The 16,604-nt window shown below is 63.0% G+C and carries 18 protein-coding genes and 1 pseudogene; all 19 read right to left on the reverse strand.

Annotation, left to right across the window (positions count from 1 at the left end; translation table 11 throughout):
• Positions 1-42 precede the first annotated feature (42 nt).
• Positions 43-144: pseudogene (locus MM194_RS05755) on the reverse strand (flagellar biosynthesis protein FlhB); the annotation flags it as partial.
• Positions 145-199: 55 nt separating this feature from the next.
• Entirely contained in the window at positions 200-1,330 is a 1,131-nt protein-coding gene (flhB, locus tag MM194_RS05760) for a flagellar biosynthesis protein FlhB (RefSeq protein WP_241343001.1), read from the reverse strand.
• A 77-nt stretch (positions 1,331-1,407) separates the two neighbouring features.
• Complete coding sequence (gene fliR / locus MM194_RS05765; RefSeq protein ID WP_033130821.1) at positions 1,408-2,205, reverse strand: flagellar biosynthetic protein FliR; 798 nt, start codon at positions 2,203-2,205, stop codon at positions 1,408-1,410.
• Between the two features lie 70 nt (positions 2,206-2,275).
• Positions 2,276-2,545, reverse strand: coding sequence for a flagellar biosynthesis protein FliQ (fliQ, locus tag MM194_RS05770; protein ID WP_033130820.1), 270 nt, complete (start codon positions 2,543-2,545; stop codon positions 2,276-2,278).
• Between the two features lie 144 nt (positions 2,546-2,689).
• Positions 2,690-3,445 carry a flagellar type III secretion system pore protein FliP gene (fliP, locus tag MM194_RS05775; protein WP_241343002.1) on the reverse strand — a complete coding sequence of 252 codons (756 nt, stop codon included), beginning with the start codon at positions 3,443-3,445 and terminating at the stop codon, positions 2,690-2,692.
• Complete coding sequence (gene fliO / locus MM194_RS05780) at positions 3,432-3,809, reverse strand: flagellar biosynthetic protein FliO (RefSeq protein ID WP_033130818.1); 378 nt, start codon at positions 3,807-3,809, stop codon at positions 3,432-3,434. The genes fliP and fliO overlap by 14 nt, the downstream gene beginning before the upstream one ends.
• On the reverse strand, positions 3,806-4,201 hold the full coding sequence (gene fliN, locus MM194_RS05785; protein WP_025326247.1) for a flagellar motor switch protein FliN: 396 nt from the start codon (positions 4,199-4,201) through the stop codon (positions 3,806-3,808). The genes fliO and fliN overlap by 4 nt, the downstream gene beginning before the upstream one ends.
• 49 nt (positions 4,202-4,250) lie before the next feature.
• Positions 4,251-5,321 (reverse strand): flagellar motor switch protein FliM, encoded by a 1,071-nt coding sequence (gene fliM, locus MM194_RS05790; RefSeq protein WP_033130817.1) that lies wholly within the window; start codon positions 5,319-5,321, stop codon positions 4,251-4,253.
• A 10-nt stretch (positions 5,322-5,331) separates the two neighbouring features.
• Positions 5,332-5,841: a flagellar basal body-associated protein FliL gene (gene fliL / locus MM194_RS05795; protein WP_033130816.1), complete on the reverse strand. Its 510-nt coding sequence runs from the start codon at positions 5,839-5,841 to the stop codon at positions 5,332-5,334.
• 57 nt (positions 5,842-5,898) lie between these two features.
• Positions 5,899-7,833, reverse strand: coding sequence for a flagellar hook-length control protein FliK (locus MM194_RS05800; RefSeq protein WP_241343003.1), 1,935 nt, complete (start codon positions 7,831-7,833; stop codon positions 5,899-5,901).
• Positions 7,834-7,923: 90 nt separating this feature from the next.
• Positions 7,924-8,364 carry a flagellar export protein FliJ gene (gene fliJ / locus MM194_RS05805; RefSeq protein WP_033130814.1) on the reverse strand — a complete coding sequence of 147 codons (441 nt, stop codon included), beginning with the start codon at positions 8,362-8,364 and terminating at the stop codon, positions 7,924-7,926.
• 27 nt (positions 8,365-8,391) lie between these two features.
• Complete coding sequence (gene fliI, locus MM194_RS05810) at positions 8,392-9,723, reverse strand: flagellar protein export ATPase FliI (protein WP_241343004.1); 1,332 nt, start codon at positions 9,721-9,723, stop codon at positions 8,392-8,394.
• Positions 9,724-9,978: 255 nt separating this feature from the next.
• The gene (gene fliH, locus MM194_RS05815) at positions 9,979-10,782 is read right to left on the reverse strand and encodes a flagellar assembly protein FliH (protein WP_033130812.1); all 804 of its coding nucleotides are present in this window, start codon (positions 10,780-10,782) and stop codon (positions 9,979-9,981) included.
• Between the two features lie 69 nt (positions 10,783-10,851).
• Entirely contained in the window at positions 10,852-11,913 is a 1,062-nt protein-coding gene (gene fliG / locus MM194_RS05820) for a flagellar motor switch protein FliG (protein ID WP_033130811.1), read from the reverse strand.
• Positions 11,906-13,612: a flagellar basal-body MS-ring/collar protein FliF gene (fliF, locus tag MM194_RS05825; protein ID WP_033130810.1), complete on the reverse strand. Its 1,707-nt coding sequence runs from the start codon at positions 13,610-13,612 to the stop codon at positions 11,906-11,908. The genes fliG and fliF overlap by 8 nt, the downstream gene beginning before the upstream one ends.
• Before the next feature lie 43 nt (positions 13,613-13,655).
• Positions 13,656-13,973, reverse strand: a complete 318-nt coding sequence (fliE, locus tag MM194_RS05830; RefSeq protein WP_033130848.1) for a flagellar hook-basal body complex protein FliE — start codon at positions 13,971-13,973, stop codon at positions 13,656-13,658.
• A gap of 217 nt (positions 13,974-14,190) precedes the next feature.
• Complete coding sequence (locus tag MM194_RS05835; protein ID WP_033131097.1) at positions 14,191-14,967, reverse strand: lipoprotein; 777 nt, start codon at positions 14,965-14,967, stop codon at positions 14,191-14,193.
• 86 nt (positions 14,968-15,053) lie between these two features.
• Entirely contained in the window at positions 15,054-15,479 is a 426-nt protein-coding gene (gene arsC / locus MM194_RS05840; protein WP_241343005.1) for a glutaredoxin-dependent arsenate reductase, read from the reverse strand.
• A gap of 36 nt (positions 15,480-15,515) precedes the next feature.
• A complete protein-coding gene (gene arsB, locus MM194_RS05845; RefSeq protein ID WP_241343006.1) occupies positions 15,516-16,580 on the reverse strand; it encodes an ACR3 family arsenite efflux transporter in 1,065 nt (354 codons plus the stop codon).
• Between the last annotated feature and the right edge of the window lie 24 nt (positions 16,581-16,604).

Consider the following 16,604-nt stretch of genomic DNA (forward strand, 5'->3'; position numbering starts at 1 on the left):
GCGACAGACAGCCCTGCGGCTGATGGCGTTATTCAAACGCCGCTATGTGCGGAACTCGGGGGGAATGGGCAGGTCTTTGGCGATCGGAGTCGGGCGCCGGCCACGACCACGGCGGAACTTCTTGAGCCGGTACGCACAGGCCAGCGCTTACACCACGGCGACAGACAGCCCTGCGGCTGATGGCGTTATTCAAACGCCGCTATGTGCGGAACTCGGGGGGAATGGGCAGGTCTTTGGCGATCGGAGTCGGGCGCCGGCCACGACCACGGCGGAACTTCTTGAGCTGATACACATAGGCCAGGACCTGCGCCACGGCGGCGAACAGCCCCTCCGGGATCTCCTGGCCAATCTCGGTGGCGTGATAGATGGCGCGGGTGAGCGGCGGGGACGGCATGATGGGGATCTCGTACTCGCGGGCGATCTCCCGGATCTTCATCGCCACCTCGTCCACCCCCTTGGCCAGCACCTTGGGCGCCGCGCCGGGCTTGCTCGCATCGTATTTCAGGGCCACCGAGTAGTGGCTCGGGTTGGTGATGATGACGTCCGCCTTGGGCACATCTCCCATCATGCGGCGCATCGCCATCTGCATCTGCAACTGGCGGATCTTGCCCTTGACCTCGGGCTTGCCCTCGCTGTCCCTGAATTCGTCCTTGATCTCCTGCTTGGTCATCTTGAGCTGGCGATTGTGGTTCCAGGTCTGGAAGGGCACGTCGATGGCGACGATGGGGATCAGGGCGCAGCAGAGGATGATCAGCATCCAGAGCAGCAGATCCAGGGCGTCTATGATGCCGCCGGGAAACCCCTCGAGGGAGAGATTCAGTAGATGATTGAACTTGCTGGATAGCATCCACCAGGCGAATGTGCTAATAAAAATCACTTTAGCAATGGACTTGATGAGTTCCACCAGGGATTGCACCCCGAACATCCTCTTAAGACCATTCAAGGGGCTCAGCTTGCTCCACTTGGGTAGCATGGCCTCGGAGGAGAAGTTCATCCCGCCGAGCAGGGTGTTACCGACGAAGGCGGCGATGGCTACCAGCAGGAACAACAGGCCGAGCGGCTGTAGCAGCGGGGCCAGCAGGGCGGGCACCATGGCGCCCATGGCGTTGGGATCGAAGGCCTGATCCCGGTCCAGGGTAAAGCCGACGGTGAGCACCTTGACCATGGCACCGGCCAGGCTCTCCTTGATCATCAGCAGACCAAACACGGTCGCCAGCAGGACGCTGGCGGTACCCAGCTCCTTGGAGCGTGCAATCTGCCCTTTTTCCCGGGCCTGTTGCAGTCGTTTGCCCGTGGGTTGTTCGGTACGTTCCTGGTCGGTATCAGCCATGCTGACCCCCGACTGGCGAGAGGCAGGCGATCATCCGGCCAAAGACCTGGCATTGCGTGAACTGCGCCAACACCAGGTCAACCATTCTGGCCCCCATAGCACCGGACGTTGATAAGCTCGCAGCTGGTCTCCTGCACTCGCTCCCAGATGGATTCGAAGTGGCCCATGAAGCCGCCTATGGTGAGCCAGAGGATAAACAGGCCGGACATCATGCTGACCGCGAAGCCGATGCTGAAGATGTTGAGCTGGGGGGCGGCCCGGGTCATGACCCCGAACGCGAAGTTGATGAGCAGCAGCGCGACGATGGCCGACAGCGCCATCACCAATGAGGCCTGGTACATGACCCCGAGGAAGCTTATCAGGCTGCGAATGGCGGGCAGGGTCAGCCCGCTGTCGGAGACCGGCAGGGTCTCGAAGCTCAGCACCACCATCTTGATCATCAGCAGGTGACCGTCCACCGCCAGGAACACCAGGGTCGCCAGCATCAGGTAGAACTGGCCCACCACGGGGGCGGACTGGCCGTTCATGGGATCCACCAGGGTGGCGAACCCCAGGCTGGTCTGCATGGCGATGACCTGGCCCGCCATCACGAAGCTCTCCAGCAGGAACTGGGTCATGAGGCCCAGCGCCACGCCGATGAGCAACTGCTGCCCCAGCACCAGAAAACTGCCGACAGAGAACAGCTCTATCTTGGGCATGGGGGGCAACAGGGGGGCGATGATGAGGGTGATGGCCAGCGCCAACCCCATGCGGATATGGGCCGGGGCCAGCCGGCTGCCAAACACCGCCATCACCATCAGCAGGCTGCTCACCCGGGCCAGCGGCCAGAGGATGGAGGCCAGCCACTCCATGATCACCGCAGTGGTATAGCTCATGCCGCCGCTACCGAAGCCATGGGACTGGTGGTCATCGGCAGCCTGATGGTCGCGAATGCCGACACGGGCATCAGCCGACGACCTCGGGGATCTGGCTCACCATCAGCTGGAAGAAGTCCATCAGGCTCTGCAGGCCCCAGTGAGCGCCCGCCCCCAGCGCCAGCAGGGTGACAATGAGACGGGGCAGGAAGCTCAGGGTCTGTTCGTTGATGGAGGTGGCGGCCTGGAAGATGGCGACGACGAGCCCCACCATCAGGCTCGGCAGGATCACGGCGCACACCATGATGGTCACCAGCCAGAGTGCCTCGCGAAACACATCGACAAAGGTTTCCGGACTCATCTTATCGGCTCCTTTCCATTGACCGGCTTAGCCGGCGCCCAATCCGAAGCTGTTGGCCAACGATCCCAGGATCAGGCTCCAACCGTCCACCATGACAACCAGCATCGGCTGGAAGGACAGTGAGGGCGGCACCGGAGGAGAACATCATCCTGCTCCCAGACCAAAGCTGTTGGCGAGGGATCCCAGGATCAGGTTCCAGCCATCGACCATGACGAACAGCATCAGCTTGAACGGCAGCGAGACCAGCATCGGGGAGAGCATCATCATCCCCATGGCCATCAGTATGCTGGCGACCACCAGATCGATGACCAGGAACGGCAGGAACAGCATGAAGCCTATCTGGAACGCGGTCTTGAGCTCGCTGGTGACGAAGGCCGGGATCAGCACCCGCAGCGGCACGTCCGCCGGCTTGTCCACCTGCACGTTTGCTATCTCCATGAAGGTGTTGAGATCCTTGACCCGGGTCTGGGCCAGCATGAACTGGTGGATGGGCAGCTCGGCCTTCTCCAGCGCCTCCTTGGCGCCTATGGTCTCCGCCAGATAGGGCTGCAGCGCCTCGTCGTTGATGCGATCCAGCACCGGCGACATGATGAAGAAGGACATGAAGAGGGCGATGCCGATCAGCACCTGGTTGGACGGGCTCTGCTGCAGGCCAATGGCCTGGCGCAGTATGCCGAGCACCACGATGATCCGGGTGAAGGAGGTCATCATGATCACCATGGCCGGCAGGAAGGAGAGCGCGGTCATCAGCGCCAGCACCTGCAGGGTCAGGCTGTATTCCTGACTGCCATCCGCCATGGTCTTGACGGTCAGCGCCGACATGCCGTCCTGGGCCAGGGCCAGTGGCGACAGCAACACGGACAACAGGCCCAGCCACCCAATCCAGTTAGCTTTTTTCATGCTTGCCCATCAATTTGCCGAGCTGCTGGGAGAACGCCTGAGGCTGGCTCTCGTCCAGCGGCTGCTCCAGGCGATAGAGAAAGTTGACCTGCTGGGGCGTCACCCCGATGAGCAACTGCTGTTCGCCCACCTTGACCACCATCAGCTTCTCCTTGTAACCCACCGGCAGGGTGGCGATGACCTTCATCTGGCCGCCCCCCATCACCTGGGTGAGCTTGCTCTTCTTGAGCAAAAAGCCCAGCACCAGGATGAGGCCGATCACCATCAGGCTGGAGAGCAGCCAGGAGGTGATGCTGGGGGGATTGACGCCCCCCTCGGCCAGCGCGGGGAAGGACAACAGCAGCAACGGGAAGACGAGGTTCATTTGAGTTTCTTGATCCGCTCTATCTGGCTGATCACATCGGTCAGGCGAATACCGAACTTGTCGTTCACCACCACCACCTCGCCGTGGGCGATCAGGGTGCCGTTGACCAGCACGTCCAGCGGCTCGCCGGCGACCCGGTCCAGCTCCACCACCGAGCCCTGGTTGAGCTGCAGCAGGTTGCGGATGCTGATCTGGCTGCGGCCCACTTCCATGGCGATGGTCACCGGAATGTCCAGGATGGTGTCCAGCTTGCGGCGCTCCTCGGCGCTGATGGGGGCATCGTCTTTGAGCTCCTCCAGCGGGGCGGGCTTGGCCTCGGCCGTCACCTGTTCTTCCAGCGCAGCCGCCCAGGCATCTGCCATCAAATCCTGCTCGTCATCGGTTCCGCTCATCTTGCTTCCTTATGCTGCTTCGTGACCCGCGTCTGATACGACGGGTCTGTTAAGAGTGTTTGTCTTCGATGCTGCGCTCGAGCTCTTCCAGCTCGGCCTCGCCATCGATGCGCACGCCCCCACGGGTCACCAGATGCATCTCTGTCTTGACCCCGTCAGGGCGTTTGAGTTTGTCGACTATCTTGAGCGCCACGTTCTCCTTGGTGCGCCCCATCTTGGCGTGGAAGGTCGGCAAGTCCTCCACGTAGACCAGCAGGTTCTCCGGCATCTCCACCGGGATGATGTCGCCGGGTTTGAGCTCCATCAGATCGCGCAGGGTCAACTCGGTCTCCAGCAGCTTGGCCTTGAGCTCCACCTTGACGTCCATGATCTCGTCGCGCAGCGCCTTGCTCCAGCGCACGTCGGTGTCGCCCTTGTCGCTCTGCACCCCGGCATCGAGCAACTCGCGGATGGGTTCCAGCATGGAGTAAGGCATGGCCACGTGGAAGTCGCCGCCGCCGCCATCGAGCTCGATGTGGAAGGAGCTCACCACTATGACTTCGGTGGGGCTGACGATGTTCGCCATGGCCGGGTTGACCTCGGAGTCGAGATACTCGAAGCCCACGTCCATCACCGGCGCCCAGGCATCCTTGTAGTCCTCGAACACCAGCTTGAGCAGCATCTGGATGATGCGCCGCTCGGTGGGGGTGAACTCGCGTCCCTCGATCTTGGCGTGGTAGCGGCCGTCACCACCGAAGAAGTTCTCCACCAGGATGAACACCAGGCGGGCCTCCATGGTGATCAGCGCCGTGCCCTTGAGGGGACGGAAACGCACCATGTTCAGGCTGGTCGGCACGAACAGGGTGTGCACGTATTCACCGAATTTCAGCATCTGCACGCCGTTGATGGAGACCTCGGCGGTGCGCCGCATCATGTTGAACAGGCTGATGCGCATGTGGCGGGCGAATCGCTCGTTCACCAGCTCCAGGGTCGGCATGCGGCCACGGACGATACGGTCCTGGGAAGAGAAATCGAACTGGGCGATGCCGGGATCCCCGGCCGCCCCTAGCTCTTCCTCTTCGACATCATCGACACCGTGCAACAGGGCATCAATTTCGTCCTGACTTAACAGATCGCTCACGCTTCACCTTTCATTGCATGACAAAGCCGGTAAACAGCACTTGTTCTATTACGGGGGAAGAGACCAGGTCATTGAGCACCCGGCGACACTCTTCCAGTGAATCCTGACGCAGCTTCTCCTTGCCCTCGAAGGTCATCAGCTGCTCGGCGGTGGCCGCGCTGAAGACCCGCAGCAGGGTGCCTTCGATCAGGGGAGCATTCTGCTTGGCCAGCGCCTCGTCGGCGGCGCCGCGCACCATCAGCTGGATCTTGATCTGCACCAGCCGATCTCGCTGCCCACCCGCCACATTGAACACGAAGGGGCGCAGCATGGCGACATAGAGCGATGGCTGTGGCGTGCTGGCCTGTGGCTTGGCCTCCTCGGTCGCGGCGACCGCGGCTTTGTCCCCGCCCGCCAGCATGAACCAGGCACCGGCGCCGCCGCCCCCCAGCACGATGACGGCGAGGGCGACTATCATGATCAGCTTCTTTTTCTTGGCTGCCGCCGGGTCCTTCAGCGTCAGTTCGTTATCGTCTGCCATCCCTTGTCCACCCTGGTCCTAAACTGGTTCGATATCATAAACTTACTCAGGCAGGCATCAAGCATAGAAATCAATTCCGCTGTCGTTTGTCGATTCCACCAGCAGACTCATGGCACGGGCCGTATTATCTCCCTTCCCCTGGCCGCTGCCGCCGAAAGATCCGCCCTCTTGCTGACTCTGCTGACCCTGACCGTTGAAGGCCGACTGGCCCTGGGATTGCTGTTGTTGTCCCTGCTGCGCCTGCTGCTGTGACTGTTGCTGGACCTGGGTCTGACCGAGCTGGATCCCCTGCCCCGCCAGCATGTCCCGCAGACGTGGCATGGCCTGCTCCAGCATCTCCCGGGTCTGGCCATGCTGCACCACGAAGTGGACGCTGGCCTGGTTGTCAGCCCCCATCTGTATCTGGATCTTCATCTTGCCAAGCCCCAGAGGATCGAGCTGGAGCTCCGCCTGCTGCAACTTGTCCGTCAGCATCAGGTTCACCTTCTGGTGCAACTGCTCAGGTGCTTCCGGGGTCGCCAGCTTGAGGTGCGGCAGACTCTGAGCCTCCCGCCTGGCCGCTATTTCGGCCGCAGGTCTGCTCTCGCCGGGCTGGGTCTGTGCATGCTGCGGGGCCGGAGTCGATTCGCTCTGCTCGACCGACTTGGTCTCCAGCGCAGGCTGACCGGACTCATCCAGTTTTAGCTTCATGTCGGTCTGCTTGAGCTCGACGGCCGCCCTGACCGCGACCGCGGGCTCGGCCTCCATCTGCTGAATACCGGCCGACAGGGCCGTCAGCGAGGCTTGCGGCCCCTGGGATTCGTGGCTCGCCAGGATCTGCGGTGGCGCCGTCAGTACCGGCTCGGGATCCGCGCCGGCGGGTGTAGGCGCCCCGCTCCCAGCGGCGCCCTGGGCGGCGGCAGTGGTCTCGGACTTGGCTGCCGGCGTCTGCCCCGGCTTGGCCTCCTGCTCGGCGGCAGCTCTGGTCTGGCTGCTCTCATCGCCGGACTTGGTGCCATCCGGGGTGGCATTGGCGCTGGTGTCTGTCCTGGTATCCACCCTGACCAGCCCCTCGCCAAAGGCCTTGGCCACACTCGCCTGGGCGCCGTGCGCCCCTGAAGTTGCCTGAGCGCCATGGGCGGCGTGCTCAGCCGAAATAGGCTGCACCGGCTTGCCCGCCCTGGGTAGCACGCTCGCGTCTACCACCGGCTCGGCGTCCGCGGGGATCACCTTGGCCAGCAAGGCGGCCCGATCCTGACCGGACAGCGGCTGTGGGACGGCTTTCGGCGCGGCAGCCTCGAGCCTCTCTGCCTGGCTGGTGGCCTGCTCTTTTGACTGGGCAGCCCGATCTGCGGCCAGAGCGTCGACAGGCAGGGCAAGAGCCTGAGCCCCCTTGCCAAGTCCGGCAGCCGGCGCACTCCCCTTGTCGCTCTTGCCTGCCTCGGCGTCTGGAGCTGCTGCACCTTGAGCAAGGGTCTCGCCCGTGCCTCGCCCTTCGGCCGCCGGTTGCAAGAGCGCCTGCGGCGTGGCGGCGCCGGTCGTAACCGTGGGCTTGCCGACGTCAGCCAGTGACACCGGCTGCGACTCGGACGGCAAGTCGTTGCCGTCGATGACCGGCGCCGTCGGCACCGCCGTCTGGGTCACCAGGGGCGCAGGAGGGACCACCAGGCTCACATCCTGTCTGAGGGAGGCCTGCAACTGCTGCAGAAAATCATCGGGGGGCAGCTCGGTCTCGTCGCTCTTGTCAGACGTTGGCTGCGTCGCGACGGGAGTCCCGTCGGTCGCCAAAGATTTGGCATCCAGCGCTATCGCTATCGGGGGCTGTTCGCCAGTTTGGGCGGCTGGCGCCCCCTTGCCGACAAGCTGGGCCCTGGCCATGGCATCGGCAAACGCGGCCTTGCCATCCCCCTGCAGTGGCAGTTCGGCCTCATTGCCCTGGAGCATGGCCGACGGCGTGCCGCTGTCGGCAGGGGTGGCCTGGATGGCGGCCTTGAGCAACTGGGTCTGTATCATGCGGGGATCCCTGACGACAATCCGGTGGCCGGCGACATCGACGTCGCCCCGTCACCGCGTATTTATCACGATAAAGAAAACGGAAGCAAGTTACAGGCCAGAATGGTGATAGCGCCGCATGATGGCGTAATCGTCCAGCATCTTCTGCTCCTGACGCTGGGCCTTCTGGCGCACCCGTCCCGCCTGTTTCTCGAGCAGCAGCTCGACCGCCTTGCGTCGCTGCTGGGCCTCCAGCCATTGGGTGCGACACAATGCCAGCGCCTCGCGCACCTGCAGCACCCCTTGGTACTGCTGGGTCGCCGCATTCTCAAGCTTGCTGATGAAGGCGTGATACTGGCTGTTCTGCTGGGGCGTGATCCCCTGCAGGCCCCGGTCTGTCCATTGCTGGTGGTAGATCTGGCGATACTGGTTCAGCGCCTCTTGCTGATCCATGAACAGCTTCAGATCCTGCTGGGCCTTGGCCAGCGCCATGGCCGCCTGCTGCTCCGCCTCGACCAACCTGGTGGCCAACAACTCCAAGCCTTTACTCATTCCAACACTCCCATCCGGTTCATCTCATCAGCGCATCAGTGGCATGGCCACCATGTGCAGGGATTGCAGGCCTTCGTCGTAGGGAATCACCTCGCGCATTTTCTGCTGCAAGAACTGATCCAGATAGGGTTTCTGGATGATGGCCCTGTCGATGCGGGGATCCGAGCCCTGGCTGTAGGCGCCTATGGTGATGAGATCCCGGTTCTGCTGATAGAGGGAGTAGAACTGCTTGAAGGTACGCGCCAGCTCCATGTGTTCCGGCGAGGTGACCATGGGCATGACCCGGCTGATGGACTTCTCGATGTCGATGGCCGGATAGTGGCCCGCATCCGCCAGCTCCCGCGCCAGCACTATGTGGCCATCGAGGATGGCCCGCGCCGCATCGGCGATGGGATCTTGCAGATCGTCCCCCTCCGTCAGCACGGTGAAGAAGGCGGTGATGGAGCCCTGGCCGTCGCTGCCGTTGCCGGCCCGCTCCACCAGCGCCGGTAATTTGGCAAACACCGAGGGCGGGTAGCCCTTGGTGGCTGGCGGTTCCCCCACCGCCAGGGCGATCTCGCGCTGGGCCTGGGCGTAGCGGGTGAGGGAGTCCATCAGCAGCAACACGTTGAGGCCCTGCTCGCGGAAGTATTCCGCGATGGCGAGCGCCGTCTCGCAACCCTTGAGCCGCATCAGCGGCGAGGCATCGGCGGGGGCCGCCACCACCACGGCGCGCTCGCGCCCCTCGGCCCCGAGGATCTCCTCGATAAACTCCTTCACCTCCCGGCCCCGTTCGCCGATGAGGCCGACCACCACCACGTCCGCCGCGGCGCCACGGGTCATCATGCCGAGCAGCACCGACTTGCCGACGCCGGAGCCGGCAAACAGCCCCATGCGCTGGCCCTGGCCCACGGTGAGCACGGCGTTGATGGCGCGCACCCCTACATCCATCGGCTGATGGATGGCACGGCGGGCGAGCGGATTGATCCGTTGCTGGGCGAACTGCACCGTCTGGGAGGAGATGATGGGGCCGAGTCCGTCCAGGGGCTGGCCTATGCCGTCGATGACCCGGCCGAGCAGGTTCATGCCCACCGGGATGCCGTGATCCTCGGTGATGGGCACCACCCGGGCGCCGGGGATGACCCCCTTGAGCTGTTCGCTCGGCATCAGGAACAGGCGATCGCCGGAGAAGCCCACCACCTCGGCCTCCAGGGAACCATCCTGGGTATCGATGCGGCACAGGGCGCCGATGGCGGCGCGGCAGCCGATGGCCTCCAGCGTCAGCCCCACCACCCTAGTCAGCTTGCCTGCCACCGGTGGAATGGGGGCGACATCGCGCACCCGATAGCCTTGCAGCCGATTGAGCAAGGACGCTGTCATCGCGCCTCCAGAGAGAAAGGGGAAAGATGGCGGAGCATACCGTTGTCCGGCATTGTCACGCAGGGAGATACCACGCAGGGGCGCGACGTCCCGATAAAGAGCCGGGGCACAGGGTTACTCGACATTGTCACGCTGGGAGATGCCGCACAGCAGCGCGATGCCTCGTAGAGAGCACGGAACATGCCGTTACTCGGCATTGTCACGCTGGGAGATGCCGCGCAGCGGCGCGACGTCCCGATAAAGAGCCCCACAGGGTTACTCGGCATTGTCGCGCAGGAAGTTGCGCAGCAGCTGATCGATGCGTCCCGAGAGGGTCAGATCGATGCTGGAGAGTTCAGTGGCCAGTTGCAGATCGCCGGGGGAGAGGGTGGGATCGCTACGCAGCCGCCAGTGACGCTTGGCACACTCCTCGGCGCCGAAGGCCTGCTCGACCCGGGTGACATCGTCCGGGTGCAGCATCAGGGTCACGCCATGCTCGGCGGCGGGCAACAGGGAAAGCCCCTGCTTGAGCGCCTCGAGCAGCAGCTTGGGGGACGTCTGCGCTTCATGGCGGATGAGGGCGCGGGCCAGCTGTTGCACCAGGGCGATAAGCTGTTGCTCCACCGCACTGTCTTGCTCGCTGAGCGGGTTGGCGAGACGATCCGCCAGTCCCTGCCAGTGGGCAATCTGCTGCTCCACCTGCTCCTGGCCGAGGGCGAGCCCCTCTTCCCTGCCCTGCTCCAAACCCGCCTGATGACCCTGTTGCAAGCCTTCCAGCTTGCCCTCCTCCAGCCCCTTGGCAAAACCGGCCTCCCGCCCATCGCGCATGCCCTCTTCCCAGGCGGCCTGGCGAATGGCTTCCAGCTCTTCGGCTGTGATGCTGGGAGCCGGCTCCTCCTCGGGCTCTTCGATGGGAGCCTCGGCTTCCTGCTCCTGCCGGTACCAGTCCGGGCCAAGCCCCAGGGCATTGACCTGGATCTCGGACTCGACCTCCATCTCGGGCCAGCCCCAGGCCTCGACCTGATCGGCGTCCGCCTCGGGCCTGACATAGCCGCGCAGCTTGTTATTGTTGTTATTCATGCTTTAGAGACGCTCCTCGCGACGACCAGATGACAGGGCGACATCATCACACGGTTTAGGCTGCATGGCTTAGAGGAATTCCTCGCCGCCACCGGAGCCCAGCATGATCTCGCCCGCATCCGCCAGACGACGGGCGGTGGAGAGGATCTCCTTCTGGGCCGCCTCCACTTCGGAGACCCGGATCGGCCCCATGGCCTCCAGATCGTCCGCCAGCATCTCGGCGGCCCGTTTGGACATGTTCTTGAACACTTTTTCCCGCATCTGATCGTCGGAGCCCTTGAGCGCCCGTTGCAGCAGATCCCCCGGCACTTCCCGCAGCAGGGTCTGGATGCCCCGATCGTCCACGTCGATCAGGTTCTCGAACACGAACATCAGATCCTGGATCTGCTGGCTCATCTCCTCGTCGGAGTCGCGGATGGAGTCCATCAGCTGGCCTTCGATGTTGGTGTCGAGGTAGTTCATAATGTTGGCGGCGGCCTTGAGACCGCCCATCTTGGCGGCCTGAGCCCCGGCCGCACCGGCGAACTGTTTCTCCATGATGTCGTTCAACTCCTGCAGCGCCGCCGGTTGCACCTCTTCGAGGTTGGCGATACGCATCACCAGATCCAGGCGCACCTGCTCCGGGAACTGGCTCAGGATCTCGGCGGACTGCTCCGGCTCCAGATAGGAGAGCACGATCGTCTGGATCTGCGGGTGTTCGTTCTGGATGATGCTGGCCACCTGGCGCGCATCCATCCACTTGAGGGAGTCGAGGCCACGGGCACCTGACCCCAGGATGATCTGATCCACCAGGTTGCTGGCCTTGTCCTCGCCGAGCGCCGCCACCAGGGCCTTGCGCACGAAGTCTTCACTGCCGATGCCGATGTTGGTGTATTTCTGGATGTCTTCGATAAATTGCCGGTGCACCGCCGCCACCCGATCGTGGCTGAAGTCCGACATGGAGGCCATGGACATGCCGAGCCGCTGCACCTGCTTGGGCTCGAGGTGGCGGAAGATCTGGGCCGCATCCTCTTCGTTGAGGCTCAGCATCAACAGGGCGGCCATCTCCATCCCGGGCATCTGATCCAGGATCTGGCGCTGCACATCGGTAATCTCGTTACCGGTGATTTGGTTTTTCTTCTCTTCAGGCATCTCGGTTCGTTACCCATTCTTTAATGACCTGAGCGGCCAGATCCGGTTCATTCGCCACCAGCGCACGCACCGCCTTGAGCAAGTCTTCGTCACGGTGCAGATCCGGCAGCTTCAGATGGCCGTCACGCACCCCGAACACGGGTTCGGCTTCCGCTTGCGCCGCCAGCAGGCTGAGCTCGTCATCCCCACCCAGCACTATGCTGTTGTCCAGATCCAGCTCCCCTTCCGGGCGTGCATCCGGGTAGAGCAGGCGCTTGAGCATGGGCCGTACCACGGTCACGATCAGCACTATGATGACCAGCACCGAGGCGGCGATGCGCACCGCACGCCAGAACCAGGGCTGCTCGTAGACGGGGGTATCGGCCATGGCCTCGAGTTCGGGGCGGTTGAACGGAATGGCGACCACCTCCAGGGTATCCCCCCGGGTCACATCATAACCGAGGCCGCCACTGAGCAGGCGACGCAGGGTATCGAGTTCGGCCTGGCTGCGGGCCTCCCGGGTGACGGCGCCATCGGCGCCCGGGGTGGCCTTGTAATCCACCGCCACCGACACCGTCATGCGGCGAATGCCGCCCTGCTGGCGCCGGATATGGCTGACGGTGGTATCCAGTTCGAAGTTACGGGTCGCCTCCTTGCGGGAGCGACCACTGGAGGCTGACTCCGCATCGGCGCCCGTCGCCTGCTGGGGAATGCTGGAAGCGGCCGGAGGCTGGTTGGAGAGCGCGCCGGGCACGCCGCCATTGCTGCCCGTGCCGCTGTTGTCTTCCACCGTCATCTCGGAGCGCACGGCGGGCAGGTCGGGGTTGTAGGTCTTGCGGGTCTGCTCCTGCTGGGAAAAGTCGAGGGAGAGATCCACCTCCGCCGTGTAGTTGTCAGCCCCCAGCACCGGGATCAGGATGGCGTCAATTTTTTGTTTGTACTCCAGCTCCTGCTTCTGCTGCATCGCAAACTCCTTGCGAGTCTGGGCGGAGAGCGGATCCTGGGAGCCGGAGTTGAGCAGGCGACCGTTCTGATCGGTCACGGTGACGCGGGTCGGTTCGAGGCCGTGGACGGCGGAGGCGACCATGTCGACGATGGAGTCCACCTCCCCCTGGCCGAGGGCGCTGCCCTTGAGGCTCAGCACCACGGTGGCGCTGGGTTTGCGTTCGTTGCGGGCGAACACGTTGTCCTTGGGAATGGCCAGCAGCACCTGGGCCTTGGCCACATTCTGGAACTGCTCGATGGCGCTCGCCAGCTGGCGCTCGCGGCTGAGCTTGAGGCGCTCCCCCTCCATGCGCTGGCTGACGCCGAAGCTGGAGTCCTTGAGCAGGATGGACTCGCCATCGTTGCTGACGTCGCTGTTGCCAGCCAGTCCGGCCCGGGTCAGACGCAGGCGGATGTCACCATAGTTCTCGGCGCTGACCAGCACGCTCTTGCCCTCGACCTGATAGGGGATCTTCTGCTGATCCAGATAGTCGAGGGTGGAGACCAGCTCCTGGGTGTTGAAGGTGCCGAGCGGACGCATCTCCGGCTCCTTGCCCCACAGCAGGATGAAGACGGCGATGGCCAGACAGATGGTCAACCCCAGGATCAGGGTGATCTGCCGCAACACATCGGTGTTGGACAAGAAGCCCAGCGCCGAGCTCTTCTGCTCGTGCTCGTCGAGGGCCGCGCCCCCCTCGCTGTTGATCAGCAGGTCGCCGTTTTGATCAGTTGCCACGAGTTAGGTCCTTATTGCTGACATGTTCACGGTTTATTGACCCTTATACCGGCATGTTCATGATGGTCTTGTAGGCATCGACCATCTTGTTACGCACCTGTACCGTCGCCTCGAAGGCGATGGAGGATTTCTGCCCGGCGATCATCACCTCGGACAGGTCCACCGACTTGTCACCCATGTCGAAACGGGTGCGCAGATCATTGGCGCCGCCCTGTAGCTCGTTGACGTTGTCGAGCGCCTGTTGCAGCATCTGACCAAAATCCGAATTGACCTGACGACCGGGTTGGCTCAGCGGCGTGGCGCCGGCTTCGACCTTGAGAGCCTGCATCTCTTGCATCAGGCTGCTTGCACTTATTTCCATCTTCATCCCCAGACAAATCATTGACGCTGACTGCCACTAAGCAATTAGAGTGCCAATGAATGCAGATCCTGTGGGGCGTGTCGGCGAGTGGTCAGGATTTAGACGAACCTGGCTCTGTGGTGGGCCTGGGACTGAGCGGAACTCATCAAAATGAGCGGATCCTGGGCATAAAAATGGCCCGCATCAGGCGGGCCAGGATAACAGCGGATCTTGACGCTTACTGGGTCAGATCCTCGTCGATCCAGTATTTGGAGCCGGTGATACTGACGCCATACATCAGCCCCTTCTCGCCGATCTGGTAGATGGCCATGCCGCCGTTGTAGCCGCCATCGAGCGAGGCGCTCTCCTTGCCTGCCACGACGCCCGCCTCCGAGGTCGCCTCCCAGCCCTTGTTCACGAAGTCGTCAAAGGTCTGCTTGGTCTCGAACAACATCACCTGTTGATAGAACTTGCCGCCGAAGCCACTCGCCATGCCAGCGCCGAACATCTTCATATAAGTATGCTTGTTGCCAGAACGATTGACCGCCACCCCTGAGCCCTGATTGGTGTGCACCATCAGGGAGAACTTGCGCGAGTCAAACACCGCATAGCCATAAGCCTTGTCAAACAGCAGCTTGGCAGAAGGTTGCTCGTTGAACAGCCGCACCAGCGCGGTGTCGGCCATGGTGTCGAGGGCGGTGCGGGCCTCGGCCGGCGTCTTGGGCTCGAGCATGGTGTCGAGCTTCTTGTCCGCCGCCGACAGCCATTCCTTGCCGGTGGCGGCGCTCTCTGCCGTCCAGGCACCTGTCTTGTTATAGGCATCGGCCCCCCAACTGGAGACCGACTCCCAGGTCGCCTTGGAGAAATCGGTAATGCCCTGCCAGGCCTCCTTGCTGGTGTCGCTCACCGCCGTGCCCAGCTCGGAGGCGGCTTCCTTCAACTTCGCCCAGTCGGCATGGCTGGGGGTAGACGCCAGTACCAGGGTGGCGGCAACTATCCAGGATCGGGTCTTCATAATATGTTCCTTATCATCTCTCATCGGCTGAGGGCCACCTTAGCAGATAGTTCGCGCTCATACAGCTCCTCATGGGTAGTCCGCCATCAGCGCAGACGCTTGCCGCTCGCATCCACTACCTGCTCGCCATCCTCCTTGGCGAAGGCCCCTAGCTGGGGGTCGGGCAGGATATCCAGCACCAGTTCCGACGGGCGGCACAGTTTGGTGCCAAGAGGCGTCACCACTATGGGGCGGTTGATCAGGATAGGGTGAGCCAGCATGGCGTCGATCAGCGCGTCGTCGCTGAAGCTATCCTCCGCCAGCCCCAGCGCCTCATAAGGCGGCACGTTCTGACGCAGCAGCGCGCGCACCGGCATGCCCATGGCGGCGATCAGCGCCACCAGTTGGTCGCGGGAGGGGGGGGTCTCCAGATAATGGATGACGGTGGGCTCGACGCCGCTGTTGCGAATAAGCTCGAGGGTGTTGCGGGAGGTACCACATTCCGGGTTGTGATAGATGGTGATTGTACTCATTTTGCGTGTCTCTCATGGCTTAAGTGAATAAAAGGGTTAGCGGCGGATGCCTGCTTCATACCAGGGCTTGCTGGCATTGACGACGCGCACCACCAGCAGCATGACAGGTACCTCGATCAGCACGCCGACGACAGTGGCGAGCGCCGCGCCTGAGTGAAAGCCGAACAGGCTGATGGCGGCAGCCACCGCCAGCTCGAAGAAATTCGATGCCCCTATCAGGGCAGAGGGGCCGGCCACCGAGTGCTTCTCCCCCACCTTGCGGTTGAGCCAGTAGGCCAGCCCCGAGTTGAACAGCACCTGGATCAGGATCGGCACCGCCAGCAGGGCGATGACCAGCGGCTGCTCCATGATGGCGTTGCCCTGAAAGGCGAACAGCAGCACCAGGGTGAGCAGCAGGGCCGCCACCGACCAGGGCTGAATGCGGGCCATGACACCATCGAAACTGGCCAGCCCCTTTTTCAGCAGCGCCTTGCGCAGCAACTGGGCGATGACAACAGGGATGACGATATAGAGCACCACAGAGGTGAGCAGGGTATCCCAGGGCACCACTATGCTGGAGACCCCGAGCAGCAGCGCCACCAGCGGGGCGAAGGCAAACACCATGATGAGGTCGTTCACCGCCACCTGCGACAGGGTGAAGTAGGGATCACCGTTGGTGAGGCGACTCCAGACAAACACCATGGCGGTGCAGGGCGCCGCCGCCAGCAGGATCAGGCCCGCCACGTAGCTGTCCAGTTGATCCGCCGGCAGCCAGTCGGCAAACAGCACGCGGATGAAGAGCCAGCCGAGAAAGGCCATGGAGAAGGGCTTGACCAGCCAGTTGATGAAGAGGGTGACGCCTATCCCCTTCATATGGCCCTTCACCTGATGCAGGGCCCCAAAGTCGATCTTGAGCAGCATGGGGATGATCATCACCCAGATGAGCAGCCCCACCGGCAGGTTGACCCTGGCCACCTCCATGGCGCCGATCGCCTTGAACAGATCCGGCAATCCCTGCCCCAGACCAATGCCCACCAGAATACAGAGCAGCACCCAGGCGGTGAGATAACGTTCAAAAAAGCCGATGGCAGGGGCTGCCTTGGCATCACAGATTGCAGACATAAAAGCTCCCGATGCGGCGCAATC

The sequence above is a fragment of the Aeromonas sp. MR16 genome (assembly GCF_022549315.1).
Lineage (GTDB): Bacteria > Pseudomonadota > Gammaproteobacteria > Enterobacterales > Aeromonadaceae > Aeromonas > Aeromonas aquatica.

What these genes read in the sequence shown, in the direction of transcription:
- flhB (WP_241343001.1), bottom strand. Translation starts at nt 1,330, where the DNA reads ATGGCTGATACCGACCAGGAACGTACCGAACAACCCACGGGCAAACGA.
- fliR (WP_033130821.1), bottom strand. Translation starts at nt 2,205, where the DNA reads ATGAGCTATACCACTGCGGTGATCATGGAGTGGCTGGCCTCCATCCTC.
- fliQ (WP_033130820.1), bottom strand. Translation starts at nt 2,545, where the DNA reads ATGAGTCCGGAAACCTTTGTCGATGTGTTTCGCGAGGCACTCTGGCTG.
- fliP (WP_241343002.1), bottom strand. Translation starts at nt 3,445, where the DNA reads ATGAAAAAAGCTAACTGGATTGGGTGGCTGGGCCTGTTGTCCGTGTTG.
- fliO (WP_033130818.1), bottom strand. Translation starts at nt 3,809, where the DNA reads ATGAACCTCGTCTTCCCGTTGCTGCTGTTGTCCTTCCCCGCGCTGGCC.
- fliN (WP_025326247.1), bottom strand. Translation starts at nt 4,201, where the DNA reads ATGAGCGGAACCGATGACGAGCAGGATTTGATGGCAGATGCCTGGGCG.
- fliL (WP_033130816.1), bottom strand. Translation starts at nt 5,841, where the DNA reads ATGGCAGACGATAACGAACTGACGCTGAAGGACCCGGCGGCAGCCAAG.
- MM194_RS05800 (WP_241343003.1), bottom strand. Translation starts at nt 7,833, where the DNA reads ATGATACAGACCCAGTTGCTCAAGGCCGCCATCCAGGCCACCCCTGCC.
- fliJ (WP_033130814.1), bottom strand. Translation starts at nt 8,364, where the DNA reads ATGAGTAAAGGCTTGGAGTTGTTGGCCACCAGGTTGGTCGAGGCGGAG.
- fliI (WP_241343004.1), bottom strand. Translation starts at nt 9,723, where the DNA reads ATGACAGCGTCCTTGCTCAATCGGCTGCAAGGCTATCGGGTGCGCGAT.
- fliH (WP_033130812.1), bottom strand. Translation starts at nt 10,782, where the DNA reads ATGAATAACAACAATAACAAGCTGCGCGGCTATGTCAGGCCCGAGGCG.
- fliG (WP_033130811.1), bottom strand. Translation starts at nt 11,913, where the DNA reads ATGCCTGAAGAGAAGAAAAACCAAATCACCGGTAACGAGATTACCGAT.
- fliE (WP_033130848.1), bottom strand. Translation starts at nt 13,973, where the DNA reads ATGGAAATAAGTGCAAGCAGCCTGATGCAAGAGATGCAGGCTCTCAAG.
- MM194_RS05835 (WP_033131097.1), bottom strand. Translation starts at nt 14,967, where the DNA reads ATGAAGACCCGATCCTGGATAGTTGCCGCCACCCTGGTACTGGCGTCT.
- arsC (WP_241343005.1), bottom strand. Translation starts at nt 15,479, where the DNA reads ATGAGTACAATCACCATCTATCACAACCCGGAATGTGGTACCTCCCGC.
- arsB (WP_241343006.1), bottom strand. Translation starts at nt 16,580, where the DNA reads ATGTCTGCAATCTGTGATGCCAAGGCAGCCCCTGCCATCGGCTTTTTT.